This window comes from Facklamia sp. P12945 (genome assembly GCF_050409485.1).
Classification (GTDB): Bacteria; Bacillota; Bacilli; order Lactobacillales; family Aerococcaceae; genus Facklamia.
In genome coordinates this window covers 1-18,686 of sequence record NZ_JBNUPJ010000014.1, presented here as the reverse complement: position 1 = coordinate 18,686, position 18,686 = coordinate 1, and the positions used below count along the sequence as shown (strand labels likewise).

The window sequence follows — 18,686 nt, the reverse complement described above, 5'->3', positions numbered from 1 at the left end:
GAAAAGAAAGAGTAAGAAAGGAGTGGCCCATGTTTCTATATTGTTTACTTTTAGTTACGAGTGTTTTTTTAGGTTCGCAAATTTTAGCCGTTGAAACGCCAATTGCTCAAATTACCCTTTACCGAATTCTTGCTCTTTTTTCTGTTCTGATTCTTGCTTGGCAAATTTTACAAAAAGATCGAAAGCTTTTATTGGTGTTACCCTCTGCTTCAACACGTATGCTTTTTTGTTTTTTAGCTTGGTGGTTAATTGCTTTAACAACAGGTCTTTGGGCTGAAAATTTTAAAGATTGGCTGCAAGTTTCATTTTTAATGACGGTTGGCATGGCATCAATTGTGGCTATTTATTTTTGGGTGGGTACTAAAAGACAGTGGTTTCGTCTGGCTCAAGCCATGTGGGGGATGATGACTGCCTTAGTATTTTGGGGCTATATCGAAATTATCGGTAATATCTATGTATTTGCAGATATGACCAAATTGGATAAATATGGAACTTTTGATTCCCAACCCTGGACTCGGATTCCAATCACCTTTTTTGCCAATCAAAATGACTATGCTACTTTACTTTTAGCGTATGTCACCCTCTGTATGGTTCTATACTATTACAGTCAAAGATATTGGCAAAGGATGTTCTTACTATTAATGTTTGCATTAACAACATTTTTAATCTACCAAACCAGCTCAAGAATGTCCTTAATATGTTTAATTCTTTTTATCGGCTTACAACTAGTTCGCAACTTCAAGTTGGATCTTTTCCAAGGGAAAAGACTTTATATAATGACCGCCTTTATTATTTTTATGATGTTAATTCCACCTATACGTGAAAAAGTTTTTGAAGTGATTTTTCTAGGTGGTCCACAAGCAGGCTTATCTGGTGATACTAAGCGAATGAATATCTGGCGAAATGGTTTACTTTATTTGACCCAAACTTTTGGCTTAGGGGTAGGATCGGGGAATATCGAGCATTGGGCTAAAGTAAGACCTATCTGGCCAACTAATGAAATAACCAATATGCATAATTGGTGGCTTGAAATTTTAGTTTCTAACGGCATTCTTTCACTGTTACTTTATTTATGGGCATACATTGGAATGATAAGACGGTTGGAGTTTGTTGCTAGAGTGGGGAGAAAGACCTCTGTTTTACAAAGCAATATTTCTTTTGTATTCTATAGTTTTTTAATTATTTTTATTCTAGCAAGTATTACTAGTGCAAATAATATGTTGATTGAATGGCACTGGGTATTTTTTGCTTTAATTATAAGTTGGGTAAAAATAATCGATACAAAAGAACAAACGCAGGATTTTAAAAGTAAAAGGAGTTTAGGAATATGAGCTTAGCTACAGTTTTTCACGAGTTATACCGCTTTATTAAAAATAATTTTAGAAGAATTATGTTTGGATCAGTTATTATCTCATTATTAGTTGTAGGAGGAAGGTATGTCGTCAACCGCTTAATAAATAGTGATAAAATTGAATCATATAATTATCTAGCCCATGCCTATCAACAAGACCCAGCTTCATTCCAAGTGATTGTTACAATGGAAGATGGCAGTCTATTTTCAACTGCGGCTGTCTTTGATGACTATTTTGCGACACCAACTATTATTAAACAAATTGAAGCAGAAACTGGTATCGAGTTTGGAAAATGGCTTCAAGCAGAAAAAAAACTTGAAATGTATAAGACCAACACTTTTCGAGGTGGGCTTGCAGGAATTCGAGATGCCGCTTCAAATGTTATTACTTTAAGATTTTTGGTGGGGAATAATGCTGAAGAAAACTTAAAGATAGCCGAAGCATATGCTGAATTATTAGAAAAACAAAAGCTACCTTTCCTCGGGAAAAATACTGTCTCAATCATTCGGTCACCAGAAATTGGAGAAATGATTCCAATTGATTTGATCGAAGAAGTTCCTAGTAGGGAAACTTTGACCCCATTTCAAACTAAAGAGGCTAAAGGAAGTATTATCTATGGCTTATTGGGTCTCTTTTTAGGCGCTATTTTATCGATAGCTTGGAGCATGATTGCACATTATCGAAGACATAAAATAGGCTATGCTTTTGATTATACTTGGGGAATTAATGATCTGCATTTTATTTATAACCGTCAAGATAATCGAGAAGTCTTAGAAAAATTAATTCGAACTCCTAGTGATAGTCAGCGAGTAATCCTTAGACAACAAAAGCATCAAGAAGTGAATGTTCAAGAACTAATCTCTCCTGAAGGAAACACCTACGGAGTGCAAGCGACTAACTTAGCAAGTCTTGATGCAAACTTTTCACCAAATGAAATTGTTATCGTCTTAGACGCTAATATTACCGATAAAAAGTGGTATAATGACCAACGCCAATTGGCAGAGCTTTATCAAGCAAGAATCAAGATAATTCAGATTATTTAAGGAGAATTGTGAGATGAATTCAAAATCAGGATTGGTGTCGATAATAACCCCTGTTTATAACGCAGAAAGATTCTTAAAAAAAACCATCGAGAGCGTGCTTAATCAGAGTTATCAGAATTGGGAGTGGTTGCTAGTCAATGATTGCTCAAATGATATTAGTGTGAGAATAATTCAAGAATTTGCACAAGAAGATAGCCGTATTCAATTGGTTAATTTATCAAAAAACTCTGGTGCCGCAGTAGCAAGAAACAAGGGGCTTGAATTGGCTAGAGGTAGATATATTTCATTTATTGATAGTGATGATGTTTGGGAATATTGTAAGTTGGAGAAACAATTAGCATTTATGCAAGAAAAGGCGCTATCTTTTACTTATACAAATTTTTCCTTAATAGATGAAAGTGGAGAAACCCTTAAAGAAACAGTAGATTTACCAGAACGTTTAGATTATAATGGCCTTCTAAAAAACACAGCCATTGCTTGCTCTACAGTAATGATTGATCGTGAAAAAATAGGAGACTTTAGAATGCCTTTAGTGCGGAAAGGACAAGACACAGCAACTTGGCTAATGTTAATGCGTGAACGAAAAATTGAAGCTTATGCTTTAAATGAAGTGCTTAATCACTATCGTCAAGTTTCTGGTTCTATTTCCTCCAACAAGCTTTCAGCTCTTAAGCGAACATGGTACACTTATCGCCATTTAGAAAAATTACCACTATATCAGTGCATATATTATTATAGTCATTATGTTTTTCAGGCAATTAAAAGGCGGTTATAATTTAACAAGCAATTATATAAGATAGCTAAATAAGGTTAGGAGAAAAAAATGAATATATATCAAAATTTAATTGAAGGTAAAACAAAGTTAGCAGTTGTAGGTTTAGGGTATGTGGGTATGCCGATTGCCATAGAATTTGCTAAGCACATTGAAACAATTGGCTATGACAACAATGTTCATAAAGTGGAGCAATATTTGCAGGGTATCGATCCAACTCTAGAGGTTGGAGATGAAGCAGTCAAGAATACAAATTTAGCTTTCACCTACGACCAAAGTAGGCTAAAAGAAGCGAACTTTATTATTGTTGCGGTTCCAACGCCTATCAATCAAGATAAGACACCTAATTTAGATCCGGTTATTTCAGCCACAAGAACCGTAGGTAAAAACATGTCTAAAGGGACTTTAGTTGCTTATGAGTCAACGGTTTATCCTGGGGTTACTGAGGAAATGTGTATTGAAGAACTTGAAGAAAGTTCAGGATTAGTGCATGGTGTTGATTTTTGGGTAGGTTATTCACCTGAAAGAATTAATCCAGGAGATAAGGTCCATACTTTACCAAAAATTAAAAAGATCGTTTCTGCTACAACTGCTGATGCTTTAGATACAATGGCTAAAGTATATGAACTAGTAATTGAAGCGGGTGTTCATCGTGCACCAAGTATTAAAGTTGCTGAAGCCGCTAAAGTTGTTGAAAATAGTCAAAGAGATATTAACATTGCATTTATGAATGAGTTAGCTCTCGTTTTTGATCGAATGGAAATTGATTCGCAAGATGTTATTGATGCCATGAATACCAAATGGAATGCTTTAGGTTTCACACCAGGACTAGTGGGAGGACACTGTATTGGTGTAGATCCTTACTACTTTGTTTACGAGGCAGAAAACTTGGGCTATCATAGTCAGATTATTCTTTCTGGTCGCCAAATAAATGATCAAATGGGAGATTTTATTGGTGATAAGTTGATTAAGCTCATGGTTAAGGCGGGTAAAAAAGTAACAGACTCTAAAGTAGTTATTTTGGGTCTAACTTTTAAAGAACATACACCAGATACGCGCAACTCAAAAGTTGCCGATATTATCAATTATTTAAGGACTTTCGATATTGAGCCTGTTGTAGTAGATCCTTGGGCTGAATCAAGTGATGCCAAAGCAGAATATGATGTTGATTTAACAGCGTTCGATCAAGTTCAGGATGCGGATGCTGTTATCTTTGCAGTAGCTCATCAGGAATTTCGAGAACTAAATAATACAAGCATCGAAAAATTGTTTAATGCAAAATTATCACCTAAAGAAAGAGTTCTTATAGATGTCAAAAGCATACTGGATGCTGATTATTTTAAGGAAGCTGGCTATACTTTTTGGCGCTTATAATAATAGCTGGCTCTTAAGCACTTTATCGAACAGGATAAATAGTTTGAGAGTTTCCTTAAGTAGTTTGCGTATCAGAATGTTTATTATTGGAACACTTGATCCTTTGAAAACAAATATGAGGTGATAAAAATGAGTATTAAGAAAATTTTCTTAATATTTTTACTTCTACTTATTTTTCCTTTTGAAAAAGCGGTGGCTTTAGCTAAATACAATTTACCAGAATTGAGTCAGATTGATGCGATAAAATCAAATGCTAGTGTTGATGAATTAATTGATTCAATTCCTGCTGAGGGAAATTTAAATGATCCCAATTTACTTTTGGTGAATCCAAGCAACCCAATCAACAATCAAATTGAAGTTGATTTAGTTACTTCAATTGAAGGAATTCCATATGCTGCTAACATTGAAGAAAAACTTAGTCAGCTGTTACAAGCAGGTTTGGAGGATGGTTATCTATTTACAATTATTTCAGGATACCGTTCGACAAATCAGCAAGCAGGGTTAGAAAGTTCTAGAAAACAGTCTTTAATGGCGGTCGGTTATAGTGAATCAGAAGCGAGATATTTAACCAATTTATATACAGCACCAGCAAATGCCACAGAGCATATGACTGGGCTCGCTATTGATATATTAGGTCAAGATTGGACCAGCATAGGAGGAGGCTTAACTGAAAATTATAGCGAAACGGCATCGGCCCAATGGTTAGTAGAAAATGCAGCCAATTTTGGGTTTATTTTAAGATACCCTCAAAATAAGACAGAAATGACTACTTTTAATTTTGAACCTTGGCATTATCGCTATGTAGGTCAACTAAATGCGCAATTTATGATGGAACATGGGCTTACTCTTGAAGAGTACCTAGCCCTTATTGAAGAACGTGACCGGCGTAAAAAAATTGAAAAAGTAAAACAAGCGGCTGAAAATCAAGCGGTTGATGAAGCAAAAAGGTGGTTAGAAGAACAAAAGAAAACGATTGATAAACTGTTTTATAACTCATCAACTGATTAAATGACAAAGAGCTTGTGACCGAAGTTAGCTAAAACACCGTCCTTAACACTGTTAAACAGCGTTAAGGACGGTGTTTTAGTTTTATTAAATAAACAAAGAGTTGCCTACCTTCTGTTTAATATAACCCTAAAAAGGACAAATGAGTAACAACTAATTTTTTAAAATGCATGATAAATCAAATTAACAATCCCTGCAGAAATCATAATCACGATGGGGTTAGCTTTAAACTTATTAAGTAATAGCATGGCTATAATAAAAATTACCAACATTAACCAATTAGGGTCCATCCAAACAACAGTCTCTTTTTGCCAAATAGCATTCACAAAAATTGATAAGCCCGAACTAGCTATTAAGGCAATCACTATAGGCCTAAGGATAAAAAGGGTATCTTGCATTAAACTTAGTTTTTGAAAACGCTGATAAAGATAGGCTAAAAAAGTCACGATAATTATCGATGGTAAGGTACAGCCGATAGTAGCAACTATTGCACCACTGACACCACCGATTTGAGTACCAATAAAAGTAGAGGCATTAATAGCAATTGGACCAGGTGTCATTTGTGAGATTGTAATTAGATGACCAAATTCTTCTAAAGATAGCCAATGCTCTTGGTGAACAACCAAGTCTTCAATCAAAGGCAAAGCAGCATAGCCACCACCAAAAGAAAGTAAGCCAATATTTAAAAAAGTAAGAAATAGTTCCCAATAAATCAAGTAATCACCTCTTCAAATAAGAATAAATAAAGCCACCACATAAAGAAATAAGAATTAACCATGAAATCGGGAAGTTAAAATAACTAACTAAAATGAGTGCGCTTATAAAAATGAGAATTAGATACTTTTCTTTTTGTTTAACAAGATCTTTGATCATGGTATAAACAACAGAAACAATTACCGCTGCTACTCCCGCTTGCATTCCTTCTAACATCCAAGCCACCCATTGATTTTCAATAAAGACCTGATAAAAATGTGCAATGATAGAGATAATTGCAAAAGGAGGAAGGATAGTGGCAAAAACAGTGGTGAGAACACCGAGCCATCCTGCTAATTGATAACCTACAATCACCGCGGCATTAATAGCGATTGCCCCTGGAGAAGATTGAGCGATTGCGATTAAATCGAGCATTTGATTTTCTTCAAACCAATGATAGTCATCAACAAATTGCTTTTTCATAAGACTTACAATTACATAACCTCCACCAAAGGTAAAAGCACTTAATAGAAAAGTCACTCTAAACAATTTGATATAAAATTTCAAATTTTTTTGCAAAAAATCACTCCTACAAGGAACTTGTAAAATCAGACAATTTAAATTATAGAAAGAAAAGTAAAAATTGTAAACTAGAGCTTAGGTATGACAAGAACATTTATAAGACCTATAATAGAATAGAAGATTATTGAGAGGAGAGAATTAATGAAAAAATTAGGAATTGTAGTAAATCCCATTGCTGGTATGGGAGGACGAGTTGGTTTAAAAGGTACCGATGGTAAAGATGTATTAACTGAGGCGATTAAGAGAGGAGCTAATCCTGAGGCCCCTTTAAAAGCCTTGAAAGCGCTCAAAGAATTAGCTCCTCTTAAAGAAGAATTAATTGTATATGTTGCTTCTGGTAAAATGGGAGAAGATTTAGTAAAAGAAACCGAATTGAATTATGAAGTGATTCATCAAATCGATGGTGACAGTATGGCGAAGGATACCATTCATTTAGTTGAAAAATTTCAAGAGAGAGAGGTGGATTTAATACTTTTTGCAGGAGGCGACGGAACGGCACGTGATATTGCTTCAGTTACTCAACTTGCTATTCCAACGATTGGGATACCAGCGGGTGTTAAGATTCATTCTCCTGTTTATGCAGTGACACCGGAACATGCCGGTAAGTTAGCTTTGAGGTATTTGAAAGACAAGGAATTGTCTCTAAAAGATGAGGAAGTTATTGATATTGAAGAAGATGCATTCCGTAGGGATGAAATAATTACTAAAGTCTATGGATACCTAAGTGTTCCTTATGATGAAAGTCATTTACAAAATTTGAAATCACCTACTCCTCAATCGGATGAGGCAGCAAGAGTTTCTATAGCGCTTGATATTATAGATAGAATGGAAGAAGATGTCTTCTACATTATTGGCTCTGGTTCAACAGTTGCTCCGGTAATGTTAGAGTTAGGTCTGGAACCAACATTATTAGGTGTTGATATCATTCGAAATAAAAAAGTTGTAAAAAAAGATGTCTATGAACAAGAGATTTTGGATATCATTGGGGACAAGCCAGCTAAATTGATTGTTACACCGATGGGTGGTCAAGGATATCTCTTTGGCCGAGGCAATCATCAATTATCTGACAAGGTTCTTGCCAAGCTAGATAAAGAGGATATTATAATTGTTGCAACACCAGGAAAATTAAACACCTTAAAAGGTCAACCGCTTTTAGTTTATACAGGTAATCGTGAAATTGATGAAAAATTAGCTGGTTATCATAAAATTTTACTAGGATACCATAACTCCAGAATGTATAAGGTAAGTGCAATTTAAGAAATAACGAAAATTTTGTGAAAAAAGATTAAGTTGACCAAGTGGTTATCACTATATTAATAACAACTTTCATCTATTAAATAGCGGTTGTGAAAAGCACAACTAACTTTCTTTATTGATAATATAAACAAATTTAGTACTTGCTTACATAAAAATGTTTGTGAAAAAACCGAATTGCAAGCTAAAAATGCAATTTTTTAAAAACTGTCTGCAAAATGTAAGAGTTTCCTAACGTTTTATGGTATGATGAAAGATGCATAGAGATACTATGTGATTTATCTAAAGGGGGAAAAGATTTTAATGAAGACAGATATTCAAATCGCACAGGAAGCTAAATTGCAACCAATTGAAGATGTGGCTGCAAAGTTAGGTATTTCTAATGATGTATTAGAGCCTTACGGTAAAACAAAAGCTAAAATCGATTTTACTAAATTAGATATGGATAACAAGGACTTAGGAAAATTAATTCTTGTTACAGCGATTACTCCAACTCCTGCTGGTGAAGGCAAAACAACTACTTCAATCGGCTTGGCAGACGGAATGTCTAAAATTGGTAAGAAAACAGCAGTTGCTTTACGTGAGCCTTCATTAGGACCAGTATTTGGTATTAAAGGTGGAGCAGCTGGTGGTGGATACGCACAAGTTGTTCCAATGGAAGATATTAACTTACACTTTACTGGAGACTTCCACGCGATTGGAGCAGCAACTAACTTAATCGCTGCCTTATTAGATAACCACATCCACCATGGTAACGCATTAGATATTGATACAAACCGAATTGTATGGCGTCGTGTTGTCGATATGAACGACCGTCAATTACGTAATATTGTAAATGGATTAGGCCGTCGTGTTGATGGAGTAACACGTGAAGATGGTTACGACATCGTTGTAGCTTCTGAAGTAATGGCAGCATTCTGTCTATCTAATAATTTACAAGAATTAAAAGAAAAATTAGGTAATATGATCGTTGCTTACACTCGTAAAGATAATAAGCCAGTTACTGTTAAAGATATTAATGGTGCTGGAGCTGCAACTGCATTACTTAAAGATGCAATCAAGCCAAATATTGTACAAACTTTAGAAGGGACACCAGCTTTTGTGCACGGTGGACCATTCGCAAACATTGCTCATGGATGCAACTCAATTATTGCAACGAAACTAGCAATGAATTATGCAGATTACACAATTACTGAAGCTGGTTTCGGTGCAGACTTAGGTGCTGAGAAATTCTTAGACATCAAATGTCGTCAAGCAGGGATAGCTCCTTCAGCAGTTGTAATCGTTGCAACAATCCGTGCATTGAAGATGCATGGTGGAGTTGATAAAAAAGAATTAGGACCTGAAAATGTAGAAGCTTTACGTAAAGGTATGCCTAACTTAATGCGTCACATTAACAATATTAAGAATGTGTTCGGATTAAACCCAGTAGTAGCTATCAATGCGTTCCCAACTGATACAGATGCCGAAATTGAAGCATTACGTGAAGAATGTGAAAAAGAAGGCGTTAAAGTTGTTCTTTCAACTCACTTCTCTGATGGAGGTGAAGGTGCAACTGAACTAGCTAAGGCTGTAGTTGAAGCATCTGAAAAAGAAAGCAACTTTAAGTTTGCTTATGATGTAGAAGCTTCTATCGAAGAAAAACTTGAAACATTAGTAACTAGAATCTACGGTGGTGCAAAAGTTGAGTTTACTTCAGTAGCTAAGAAGAAAATTAAGCAATTCACCGAGCAAGGACATGGTAAATTACCAATTTGTATGGCTAAAACGCAATATTCATTCTCCGATGATCCTAAATTATTAGGAGCTCCAGAAGGATTTACTGTTACTATCCGTGACTTAACCGTTTCTGCTGGTGCAGGCTTCCTAGTTGCTATGACAGGTGACATTATGAAGATGCCTGGCTTACCAAAAGAACCAGCTGCTAACCGTATTGATGTTGATGAAAAAGGTAACATTGAAGGATTGTTCTAAAAAGAATTGATTCTAAGATAAAATTAATAGTCGAGCGAGTAAATTTTTGCTCGTTCGACTTTTACAGTGTATTGAATAGAAAAGGGAGGATCTTATGGGTAAGATTTTAGATGGTAAAGAAGTTGGGAAAGCAATTCGCGAGCGTACTCGACAAGAAGCAGAAGCTTTAAGAGAAAAAGGGATTGTTCCTAAATTAGTAGTGTTACGTGTCGATGAAAACCCTTCTTCCATGGCTTATGAAAAAAATGCTATGAAAGTAATGGAAAAATGTGGAATCGAAGCAGAAGCTCGTACTGAATTGGATGCTAAGACCACCGAAGATGTCTTAAAAATTATCGATGAATTAAATGCAGATAAATCTGTGTCAGGCGTTATCATTATGCAACCATTCCCAAAAGGAATTGAGCGAGCAGAAATTGCTGAGCGCTTAAATCCATATAAAGACGTAGATGCCTTGAACCCAGTTAACTTAGGTAAGCTAATTAACAATGATCCAACTGCAATGGCTCCTTCTACAGCACAAGCTTGTATCGAAATTCTTGATTACTATGACTATGAATTAGAGGGTGCTGAAGTTTGTGTTATTGGTTCATCACCAGTTGTTGGTAAGCCATTAGCAGTTATGTTATCAAACCGTAATGCAACTGTTTCAAATACACATGTCTATACTAAAGACAACACTATCCACACTACTTTAGCTGACATTGTGGTCTCAGCTACCGGAGCTTTAGGACTTGTTGGCCCTGACTACATTAAAGAAGGTGCAACAGTAATTGATGTTGGCTTTGGTTACAAAGATGGTAAGGCAACTGGAGATGTTCGCTTTGATGAAGTTGAACCTAAAGCAAGTGCTATCACTCCTGTCCCAGGTGGTGTTGGTTCTGTAACAACAGGTGTTCTGGCTTCACAAGTTGTTAAAGGTGCTAAGCTTCTAAATGGCTTAGAATAGGAGCGCGTAATGAAAGAATTAAAAGTCACAGAATTTATTGACAAGTTAGCTTCTAATGATCCAACTCCTGGTGGAGGGGCTGCAGCGGGCGTTACAGCTGGATTGGGTATTGGTGCTATTTTGATGGCTATGATTTTCTCGCAAAGTGATAAATTGTCTAAAGAGGATCAAACTTTTCTTGCTAAAAAAATTGAAGAGTTTGAAAAAAGTAAAGAGATTTTTGTGAACATTATCGACCGCGATGCAACTGAGTTTGAACCACTTTCTAAAGCGTATGGTATGCCGAGAGCAACAGACGTAGAAAAACAAGTGCGTAATGAAGCAATTCAAAGTGGGTTAGTAATTGCATCTCAACCTCCAGTTGACTTGATTTCAGAAGTCAGCCAAATTGTGGAGGGCTTTGACAAGGTTATTCCTTTAATTAAAAAAATCATCGTTTCCGATGTTGGTGTAGGTCTTCAAATGTTACGTTCGGCTGTTCAGGCTTCTTCATTAAACTTATATATTAATGGAGGACAGCTTAAGGATAAGGAAAAGCAAGAAGAGTATTATGAGCTTGCTAACAACAAGGTCGCTGAATTGTCCTCTCAATTAGATGAATACTACGCACAAGTCAAAGATATTTTAATCAAGTAAGGCGAAGGAGATAGTATAATGACAAACGTTCAATTAGATGAAAATGGATTGAAAAAAACACCTATGTATGACTATTACATCGAAAAAGGATGCAAGATTACAGATTTTGGTGGATGGGGATTACCAATTCAAATCACCAAAATTGCTGAGGAGCACGAGGCAGTTCGTAATGCAGTAGGTTTATTTGACGCTTCACATATGGGAGAGGTTCGTGTTAAATCGGCTAAGATGAATGCTTATGACTGGTGGAACGGATTAATCACTAATGATGTGCATAAAGCTACTTTCAACGGAAAAGCTCAATATACCGCTGTATGTAAAGAAGATGGCGGCATCTTAGATGATTTGATTTATTACCGCCGCAATGATGACGAGTTTGTTGCAACTCCAAACGGCTCTAACCGTGAAAAGATTGTTCAATGGATGCATGATCATAATCAAGAGGGTCAAGTTGAGATCACAGATGAAACTTATGACTGGGGATTAATCGCTGTTCAAGGACCAAATGCTGAAGAATTATTGGCTCGCATTACAGATACTAACTTGAAAGAGATTGAATATTATTCTTATAAGCAAGATCAAGTAGTAGCTGGTTTTGATCGTGTTCAAATCTCACGTACTGGTTATACCGGTGAAGAAGGTTTCGAACTATATATTCCAGCTGAACATATGCTTGAGATTTGGAAGAAATTAGTTGAAGAAGGTCAAGATTTAGGTGTTAAAGAATGTGCGCTAGGAGCACGTGATACTTTACGCCTTGAAGCTGGTTTACCACTGTATGGCAATGACTTCGATGAGAGCGTCAACCCAATCGCAGGTGGTATTGCATTTGCAGCACCAAAAGCTAAAGAAGCAGATTACATCGGAAAAGAAGCAATTGCTGCTTATCGCGCCGGCGATAAGAAAGAAGCGTCTCGAGGATTTAAGATTGACGGCAAACAAATCGCTCGTCATGGTATGGAAGTTAAAAATCAAGAGGGTGAAGTGATTGGGGTAGTAACATCAGGAACGAAATCACCTACATTAGGATACCCTCTAGGTTTCATGCGTGTTGCCACTGATTATAAAGTTGGTGATAAAGTAATTATCGATATCCGCGGTAAAGAAATTGAAGCAGAATTAACTAAGAAAGACTGGTTAGCTGCTAGTAAGTAAATTTAAACTAAAGTGGTTTCATTTTTGTTAAATGTTTGATAAAATGAGCACATAAACAATTTTAAGAAAAGGGGTCATTTATAATGTCACAAGTATTTTTTACAGAAGAACACGAATTTATTGAAATTTTAGCACCTAACAAAGCACGTGTAGGTATCACTGCTTTTGCTGCAGAGCAATTAGGAGATATCGTTCACGTTGAATTACCAGAAGTCGACGATGAATTTGATGCTGAAGAAGAAATCGCAACAGTAGAATCTGTTAAATCTGTATCTGAAGTATACGCACCTTTTGCAGGTAAAGTAGTTGCGGTGAACGAAGAGTTAGAAGATGCACCAGAATCAGTTAACGAAGATGCTCAAGGTAAAGGATGGTTCTTCGAAATTGAAACTGAAGAAGACATCGATACATCAGAATTCTTAACTGAAGAGCCAGCTGAATAATCATAAATTTTAAAGGTTTGTTTATTAGAGTGACTCTATGTCACTCTAATATTTAAGTCAAAATTGCTATTAATTTAAAAAGTACGAATTAAAGAAAAAAATAGACTAAGGAGCAGATCATGGCAAAATTTAGATATTTACCTAACACAGACCAAGACCGCCAAGCAATGCTAGAAACAATTGGCGTTAAAGATATTATGGATATCTTCTCTGACTTGCCAGAAAATGTACGCCGTACAGGCAAAATGAACTTACCTGAACCACTTTCTGAATTGGAAATTGTTAAAGAACTGACTAGAATGTCGGCTCTAAACACTTCGTCCAGTCAAATGCCTTTTTTCTTAGGTGCTGGAACGTATGACCACCATGTACCTTCGATTGTTAATCATATTATTATGCGTCAAGAGTTCTTAACTGCTTATGTTCCCTACCAACCAGAAGTATCTCAAGGAGAATTGCAAGCATTATTTGAATGGCAAACAATGATTGCTGAACTGACAGGTATGGATTTGGCAAACTGTGGTATGTATGATGGATATAACGCAGTTTCCGAAGCAGCAAACCTTGCGTTTAACCATGTTAAGAAGTCTAAAAAAGTATTAGTTTCTAAAGGGTTAAACCCACAAGCAATTGAAACTGTAAAAACTTACGGTTTCGGTAAAGATTACGCTGTTGAAGAAATAGCACTTGAAAATGAAGTCACAAGTCTTGAAGATTTAAAAGCTAAATTAGATGCTGAAGTAGCGGCAGTTATTGTTCAATATCCAAACTTCTTTGGATCGGTTGAGGATTTAAAAGCAATTAAGTCAGCTTTAGAAGGAACAAAAACATTGTTAATTGTTTCTGCTAATCCATTAGCTCTTGGAAAACTAGAAAAACCAGGTGCTTTTGGAGCAGATATTACTGTTGGAGATGTTCAGCCTTTCGGTATACCAATGTCTTTAGGTGGCCCTCACTGTGGTTACTTTGCCGTTAATGACAAGTTAATGCGTAAGATTCCTTCGCGTATTGTCGGGGAAACAGTAGATGAAGAAGGTAGACGTGGATTCGTTATGACCCTTTCTACACGCGAGCAACATATCCGTCGTGAAAAGGCAACCTCTAACTACTCTTCAAACCAAGCTTTATTCGCTTTAGCATCATCTATTGCTATGTCAGCATACGGTAAGGTTGGTATTCAAGAATTAGCACAGGCTAATATCAATAATACACATTATCTTGCGAAAGAACTAAAAGCAGCAGGTTTTGAAGTTCTTAACACTAGACCGTTTTTCAACGAGTTTGTTATCAAACTAAATAAAGATGTACGTCAAGTCAATAAAGAATTATTTGAAAAAGGATTTGTTGGTGGCTTTGATGCTTCAAAAGCAATTGGTGTTGATAATGCCTATCTACTTTGTGTAACTGAAAAGCGTACCAAAGAAGAAATGGATAAATTTGTAACTGCTTTAGTGGAGGTGGCAAAATAATGATCTTACAAGATTATGATAAATTGATTTTTGAAATTTCGCAAGAAGGGCACACAGCTTATGATTTGCCAGTTTCTGAAGTAGAAGAGTATGACTTATTATCAGAATTAGGAGAATATGCACGTCAAGAACCTGCGCGTTTGCCAGAAGCTTCTGAACTACAAATTGTACGTCACTATACAGCACTTTCAAACCGTAACTTTGGTGTTGAATCAGGTCCTTATCCATTAGGATCATGTACAATGAAGTATAATCCAAAGATTAACGAAGATGTAGCTGCTATGGATGGCTTTGCGAATATTCATCCTTTACAAGATCCAGACACTATTCAAGGTGCACTACAATTAATGTATGAATTACAAGAATATTTGAAGGAAATCACTCAATTTCCAGCATTAACTTTACAACCAGCTGCAGGTGCTCAAGGTGAGTTAGCAGCAATATTAGCTTTTAAAGCTTATTTTGAATCCATTGGAGAATTGGAGCAACGTCGAGTAATACTAATTCCTGACTCTGCTCACGGAACAAATCCAGCCACAGCTATGGTAGCTGGTTTCGAAACGGTTGAGCTTCCTTCCACTCCAGAAGGGATTATTGATGTCGAGGCAGTGCGTGCTGCTGTAGGGCCAAATATTGCCGGTATTATGATTACAAACCCATCAACAGCTGGTTTGTTTGAAAAAGATGCTAAGGAAATTGTAGATATTGTTCACGAAGCGGGTGGACTTGCTTATTATGATGGTGCAAACTTAAATGCTATTATGGGATTAACTTCTCCAGGTGCAATGGGCTTTGACGCTTGTCACTTGAACTTACATAAGACCTTTACTGGACCTCATGGTGGTGGAGGACCAGGATCAGGACCAATTGGCGTTGTGGATAAATTAGCACCATTTATTCCTGGACCCAATGTGGTAAAAAATGGCGACAAATATGAGCTTGAAACACCTGAGAAATCTTATGGTCGTATCAAAGGAAACTTTGGAAACTTTGGTGTAAACGTTCGTGCTTATACATACATTCGCTCAATGGGAGCTGAAGGATTACGTCGTGCTTCTGAAGATGCTGTTCTTAATGCTAACTATTTACGAGTACGTGTTAATGAATACTTTGATGCACCATTCCCTAACTTCAACAAAAACGACTTTGTATTGGACTTAAGTCGTCACAAGAAAGATTATGGAGTAACAGCTAAAGATGTTGGTAAGCGACTTTTAGACTTTGGTATTCATGCTCCAACAACTTACTTCCCATTGCATGTTAATGAATGTTTAATGGTTGAGCCGACTGAAACAGAATCTAAGCAAGACTTAGATTATGTAGCAGATATCTTAATTAAGATTAATCAAGAGGCTATTAATAATCCTGAAATTGTTCAAACAGCTCCACATAATACACCTGTAAGACGTTTGGATGAAGCAGGAGCTTCTCGTAAGCCAGTTCTAAAATATACTTTTGAGAAACATGAATCAGAATCTGCTGAAGTAGAATAAAAAAATCAAAATCAACTGATCTCGGTCAGTTGATTTTTTGATGGATATAATTTAAAATGTTAAATTGTAACAGCTTCAATTTATTATCATTCATTTCTATATAAACATATTAGAAGGTGGTTTGTCCATGCAAACAGAAAAGGCTATTGAATCCGATATTAATCAACTTTTAGAAAAAATGAAGAAGGGTAAAGTTCGTATAACTCCTCAAAGACGAGCCATCTTAAAAACAATCTTGACAAAAGTCAAGCATCCAAGTGTTGAAGAGATTTACCAGCAAGTTCAACAAGACTATCCACAAATGAGTTTAGCAACAGTTTATAATAATGTTCGTGCTTTTGTGAATGCAGGCATTTTACAAGAGTTGAACATTGATGAAAAAACAAAACACTATGACATTAATGTGCACCCCCACGGACATACAATTTGCGAAGCTTGTGGAAAAATTGAAGATGTTTTTTTAAATCAATTTAATGATATATACACCGAAATAAAAGAGTTAGATAAATTTAAGGTAAGAGCGATGGAAGTATCCTTTTATGGGTTTTGTCAAGAGTGTTATGAGAAAGAAGCACAAAACAATTAAAGAAAACTGCCAACTTGTTGAATAAGTTGGCAGTTTTTTTGCTATGTACTATCTATATCGTATACCCATTACTTTCTCCATACGAGCCAATGTCTGAGAAGCTGTTTCATTAGCTTTAGTTGCACCTATAGAAAGAATATCATAAAGTTCATCGCCTGCGATTAGCTGATTATAACGCTTTTGAATAGGCTCTAAGACAGATACGACTAAATCAGCTAAGTCTGATTTAAAGCGACCATAACCTAAGTCATGATATTGATTAACGATCTTTTTAATTGGCTGTTCACTTAAGCTTGCGTAAATTTCAATTAAGTTGGATAAACCAGCTTGGTTAGCCGTGTCATAATTAACGACTCCAATTGAATCAGTAACAGCTGATTTAATTTTCTTAATGATTTGACGCGGTTCATCCAACATTGAGATTTTACTTTTTTCATTTTCATCTGATTTGGACATTTTTCGACTTGGGTCTTGCAGACTCATAACTCGCTTACCAGCATTTGGATAAATAGGTTCTGGTTTAACTAATATGTCTTCTCCGTAGCGGTTGTTAAAACGGTCTACAAAATTTCTTGTTAATTCAATATGCTGACGCTGGTCATCACCTACTGGAACATATTTAGCATCATAAAGAACTATATCACCAACCATTAATGCCGGGTAACAAAGTAAGCCAGCACCAACTGATTCTTGTTTAGCAGACTTGTCTTTATATTGTGTCATTCGTTCTAGCTCACCTACGCCAATCTGACAGGTAATGAGCCAAGCAATTTGAGAGTGAGCAGGTACTTCTGATTGTACGAATACTGTGGATTTGTTCGGATCGATACCAATCGCTAAATAAAGGGCAGCTAGTTGCTTAGTTTGTCTTACCAATATTTCAGGGTCCTGTGGGACTGTGATGGCATGTTGATTCACAATACAATAGGTTGCTTGATATTTATCTTGTAAATCAACAAATGATTTCATGGCTCCAATATAGTTTCCAAGAGTAGGTATGGAGGATGGTTGTACACCGGAAAAAATGGTCTCTTTCATGATCTTCCTCTTTCTAATGGCTTATATTTACATTAATAATTATAACCTATCTAAAATTAAATGCTAGCTTTTATGAAAAAAGATTGAGTGTTTTCACAAACTGGCAGTTTTTCATCAGTAATTCTAATAAATGTCACACACTAATCATTGATTATAGTTTGCTTTAAAGCATTTTTGTTGCTATAATTCTATATGTAGTACTAAATACTTTGTGAAACTCACTTATTGTATCGAATAGATTTGATTGTTAAATGATAAAATCTTAAGTTCAATAATTGAATATGTACGTGTCTTTAAGAGAGAAGAATGTTCACAAGAGAGGATGATCTTTTAATGGTAACATTATATGTAACTCCAAGTTGCACGTCATGTAGAAAAGCCCGTTCATGGCTAGAAGAAAATAATATTGCATTCGAAGAGCGCAATATTTTCACTGAACCTTTAACGATAAACGAAATAAAAGGTATTTTGCGTATGACAGAGGAAGGGACAGAGGATATCGTTTCAACTCGGTCAAAAGCCTATTCAGAATTAGATGTAGAAATCAGCGAATTACCTTTAAATGATTTTTTTGAGTTAGTTCAAAATCAACCAGGTTTGTTGCGTCGACCAATTATTTTAGATGATAAACGCATTCAGATTGGTTACAACGAGGATGAAATCAGACGTTTCTTGCCTCGAGAAGTAAGAGCTCGCGCATTGCGTCACGCTCGTGCTTTGGTAAATGAATAAACAAAAATTTGAGCCTTCGGGCTCTTTTTTTGAATAAATAGAATTGCATTGGATAAGCTTGCATAGACAATGTATTTTTGCGGCTCTTTGTCAAATAGGGTTGATGAGTAGGTGAGGTAACCGACTGGTTACTTCA

Annotated in this window: 18 protein-coding genes; 15 read left to right on the top strand and 3 right to left on the bottom strand. The window is 36.0% G+C overall.

All coding sequences use genetic code 11. The features are described 5' to 3' along the window. Nucleotides 1–29 precede the first annotated feature (29 nt). From ACQV2X_RS05805 to ACQV2X_RS05785, 5 genes are all read left to right on the top strand, one after another. Nucleotides 30–1,331, top strand: coding sequence for an O-antigen ligase family protein (locus ACQV2X_RS05805; RefSeq protein ID WP_428873586.1), 1,302 nt, complete (start codon nucleotides 30–32; stop codon nucleotides 1,329–1,331). Next, on the top strand, nucleotides 1,328–2,395 hold the full coding sequence (locus ACQV2X_RS05800) for a hypothetical protein (RefSeq protein ID WP_428873587.1): 1,068 nt from the start codon (nucleotides 1,328–1,330) through the stop codon (nucleotides 2,393–2,395). The genes ACQV2X_RS05805 and ACQV2X_RS05800 overlap by 4 nt, the downstream gene beginning before the upstream one ends. 13 nt (nucleotides 2,396–2,408) lie before the next feature. Beyond that, nucleotides 2,409–3,170 carry a glycosyltransferase family 2 protein gene (locus ACQV2X_RS05795; RefSeq protein ID WP_428873588.1) on the top strand — a complete coding sequence of 254 codons (762 nt, stop codon included), beginning with the start codon at nucleotides 2,409–2,411 and terminating at the stop codon, nucleotides 3,168–3,170. A 48-nt stretch (nucleotides 3,171–3,218) separates the two neighbouring features. After that, nucleotides 3,219–4,541, top strand: coding sequence for a nucleotide sugar dehydrogenase (locus tag ACQV2X_RS05790; protein WP_428873589.1), 1,323 nt, complete (start codon nucleotides 3,219–3,221; stop codon nucleotides 4,539–4,541). Between the two features lie 129 nt (nucleotides 4,542–4,670). Next, entirely contained in the window at nucleotides 4,671–5,549 is an 879-nt protein-coding gene (locus tag ACQV2X_RS05785) for a M15 family metallopeptidase (RefSeq protein ID WP_428873590.1), read from the top strand. 158 nt (nucleotides 5,550–5,707) lie between these two features. On the opposite strand, the gene ACQV2X_RS05780 is transcribed toward ACQV2X_RS05785, so the two are convergent. Next, nucleotides 5,708–6,262, bottom strand: coding sequence for a chromate transporter (locus tag ACQV2X_RS05780; RefSeq protein ID WP_428873591.1), 555 nt, complete (start codon nucleotides 6,260–6,262; stop codon nucleotides 5,708–5,710). A gap of 4 nt (nucleotides 6,263–6,266) precedes the next feature. After that, entirely contained in the window at nucleotides 6,267–6,818 is a 552-nt protein-coding gene (locus tag ACQV2X_RS05775) for a chromate transporter (protein WP_428873592.1), read from the bottom strand. A gap of 144 nt (nucleotides 6,819–6,962) precedes the next feature. Here ACQV2X_RS05775 and ACQV2X_RS05770 point away from each other — a divergent pair, with 144 nt between their 5' ends. From ACQV2X_RS05770 to ACQV2X_RS05730, 9 genes are all read left to right on the top strand, one after another. Beyond that, a complete protein-coding gene (locus tag ACQV2X_RS05770; protein WP_428873593.1) occupies nucleotides 6,963–8,078 on the top strand; it encodes an ATP-NAD kinase family protein in 1,116 nt (371 codons plus the stop codon). A 300-nt stretch (nucleotides 8,079–8,378) separates the two neighbouring features. Next, complete coding sequence (locus ACQV2X_RS05765; RefSeq protein WP_428873594.1) at nucleotides 8,379–10,049, top strand: formate--tetrahydrofolate ligase; 1,671 nt, start codon at nucleotides 8,379–8,381, stop codon at nucleotides 10,047–10,049. 94 nt (nucleotides 10,050–10,143) lie between these two features. Continuing rightward, nucleotides 10,144–10,998: a bifunctional 5,10-methylenetetrahydrofolate dehydrogenase/5,10-methenyltetrahydrofolate cyclohydrolase gene (locus tag ACQV2X_RS05760; RefSeq protein WP_428894332.1), complete on the top strand. Its 855-nt coding sequence runs from the start codon at nucleotides 10,144–10,146 to the stop codon at nucleotides 10,996–10,998. A gap of 9 nt (nucleotides 10,999–11,007) precedes the next feature. Continuing rightward, nucleotides 11,008–11,634, top strand: a complete 627-nt coding sequence (locus ACQV2X_RS05755) for a cyclodeaminase/cyclohydrolase family protein (RefSeq protein WP_428873596.1) — start codon at nucleotides 11,008–11,010, stop codon at nucleotides 11,632–11,634. An 18-nt stretch (nucleotides 11,635–11,652) separates the two neighbouring features. Beyond that, on the top strand, nucleotides 11,653–12,789 hold the full coding sequence (gene gcvT, locus ACQV2X_RS05750; protein WP_428873597.1) for a glycine cleavage system aminomethyltransferase GcvT: 1,137 nt from the start codon (nucleotides 11,653–11,655) through the stop codon (nucleotides 12,787–12,789). 83 nt (nucleotides 12,790–12,872) lie between these two features. Further along, entirely contained in the window at nucleotides 12,873–13,232 is a 360-nt protein-coding gene (gene gcvH / locus ACQV2X_RS05745; RefSeq protein ID WP_428873598.1) for a glycine cleavage system protein GcvH, read from the top strand. 119 nt (nucleotides 13,233–13,351) lie between these two features. Continuing rightward, nucleotides 13,352–14,701: an aminomethyl-transferring glycine dehydrogenase subunit GcvPA gene (gcvPA, locus tag ACQV2X_RS05740; protein ID WP_428873599.1), complete on the top strand. Its 1,350-nt coding sequence runs from the start codon at nucleotides 13,352–13,354 to the stop codon at nucleotides 14,699–14,701. Beyond that, nucleotides 14,701–16,194, top strand: coding sequence for an aminomethyl-transferring glycine dehydrogenase subunit GcvPB (gcvPB, locus tag ACQV2X_RS05735; RefSeq protein WP_428873600.1), 1,494 nt, complete (start codon nucleotides 14,701–14,703; stop codon nucleotides 16,192–16,194). Before gcvPA ends, gcvPB begins: the two co-directional genes overlap by 1 nt. Before the next feature lie 127 nt (nucleotides 16,195–16,321). Next, nucleotides 16,322–16,780, top strand: a complete 459-nt coding sequence (locus tag ACQV2X_RS05730) for a Fur family transcriptional regulator (RefSeq protein ID WP_428873601.1) — start codon at nucleotides 16,322–16,324, stop codon at nucleotides 16,778–16,780. Nucleotides 16,781–16,828: 48 nt separating this feature from the next. Here the strand turns inward: ACQV2X_RS05730 and trpS are convergent, their stop codons facing one another. Further along, nucleotides 16,829–17,818 (bottom strand): tryptophan--tRNA ligase, encoded by a 990-nt coding sequence (gene trpS, locus ACQV2X_RS05725; RefSeq protein WP_428876291.1) that lies wholly within the window; start codon nucleotides 17,816–17,818, stop codon nucleotides 16,829–16,831. Between the two features lie 333 nt (nucleotides 17,819–18,151). Between trpS and spxA the strand changes: the two genes are divergently transcribed. After that, complete coding sequence (gene spxA, locus ACQV2X_RS05720) at nucleotides 18,152–18,550, top strand: transcriptional regulator SpxA (protein WP_428873603.1); 399 nt, start codon at nucleotides 18,152–18,154, stop codon at nucleotides 18,548–18,550. Nucleotides 18,551–18,686: the final 136 nt, after the last annotated feature.

Coding starts and splice junctions, on each gene's coding strand:
- ACQV2X_RS05790 (WP_428873589.1), top strand. CDS start 3,219: ATGAATATATATCAAAATTTAATTGAAGGTAAAACAAAGTTAGCAGTT.
- ACQV2X_RS05785 (WP_428873590.1), top strand. CDS start 4,671: ATGAGTATTAAGAAAATTTTCTTAATATTTTTACTTCTACTTATTTTT.
- ACQV2X_RS05800 (WP_428873587.1), top strand. CDS start 1,328: ATGAGCTTAGCTACAGTTTTTCACGAGTTATACCGCTTTATTAAAAAT.
- ACQV2X_RS05805 (WP_428873586.1), top strand. CDS start 30: ATGTTTCTATATTGTTTACTTTTAGTTACGAGTGTTTTTTTAGGTTCG.
- ACQV2X_RS05770 (WP_428873593.1), top strand. CDS start 6,963: ATGAAAAAATTAGGAATTGTAGTAAATCCCATTGCTGGTATGGGAGGA.
- ACQV2X_RS05765 (WP_428873594.1), top strand. CDS start 8,379: ATGAAGACAGATATTCAAATCGCACAGGAAGCTAAATTGCAACCAATT.
- trpS (WP_428876291.1), bottom strand. CDS start 17,818: ATGAAAGAGACCATTTTTTCCGGTGTACAACCATCCTCCATACCTACT.
- gcvPA (WP_428873599.1), top strand. CDS start 13,352: ATGGCAAAATTTAGATATTTACCTAACACAGACCAAGACCGCCAAGCA.
- ACQV2X_RS05730 (WP_428873601.1), top strand. CDS start 16,322: ATGCAAACAGAAAAGGCTATTGAATCCGATATTAATCAACTTTTAGAA.
- spxA (WP_428873603.1), top strand. CDS start 18,152: ATGGTAACATTATATGTAACTCCAAGTTGCACGTCATGTAGAAAAGCC.
- gcvH (WP_428873598.1), top strand. CDS start 12,873: ATGTCACAAGTATTTTTTACAGAAGAACACGAATTTATTGAAATTTTA.
- gcvT (WP_428873597.1), top strand. CDS start 11,653: ATGACAAACGTTCAATTAGATGAAAATGGATTGAAAAAAACACCTATG.
- gcvPB (WP_428873600.1), top strand. CDS start 14,701: ATGATCTTACAAGATTATGATAAATTGATTTTTGAAATTTCGCAAGAA.
- ACQV2X_RS05755 (WP_428873596.1), top strand. CDS start 11,008: ATGAAAGAATTAAAAGTCACAGAATTTATTGACAAGTTAGCTTCTAAT.
- ACQV2X_RS05795 (WP_428873588.1), top strand. CDS start 2,409: ATGAATTCAAAATCAGGATTGGTGTCGATAATAACCCCTGTTTATAAC.
- ACQV2X_RS05760 (WP_428894332.1), top strand. CDS start 10,144: ATGGGTAAGATTTTAGATGGTAAAGAAGTTGGGAAAGCAATTCGCGAG.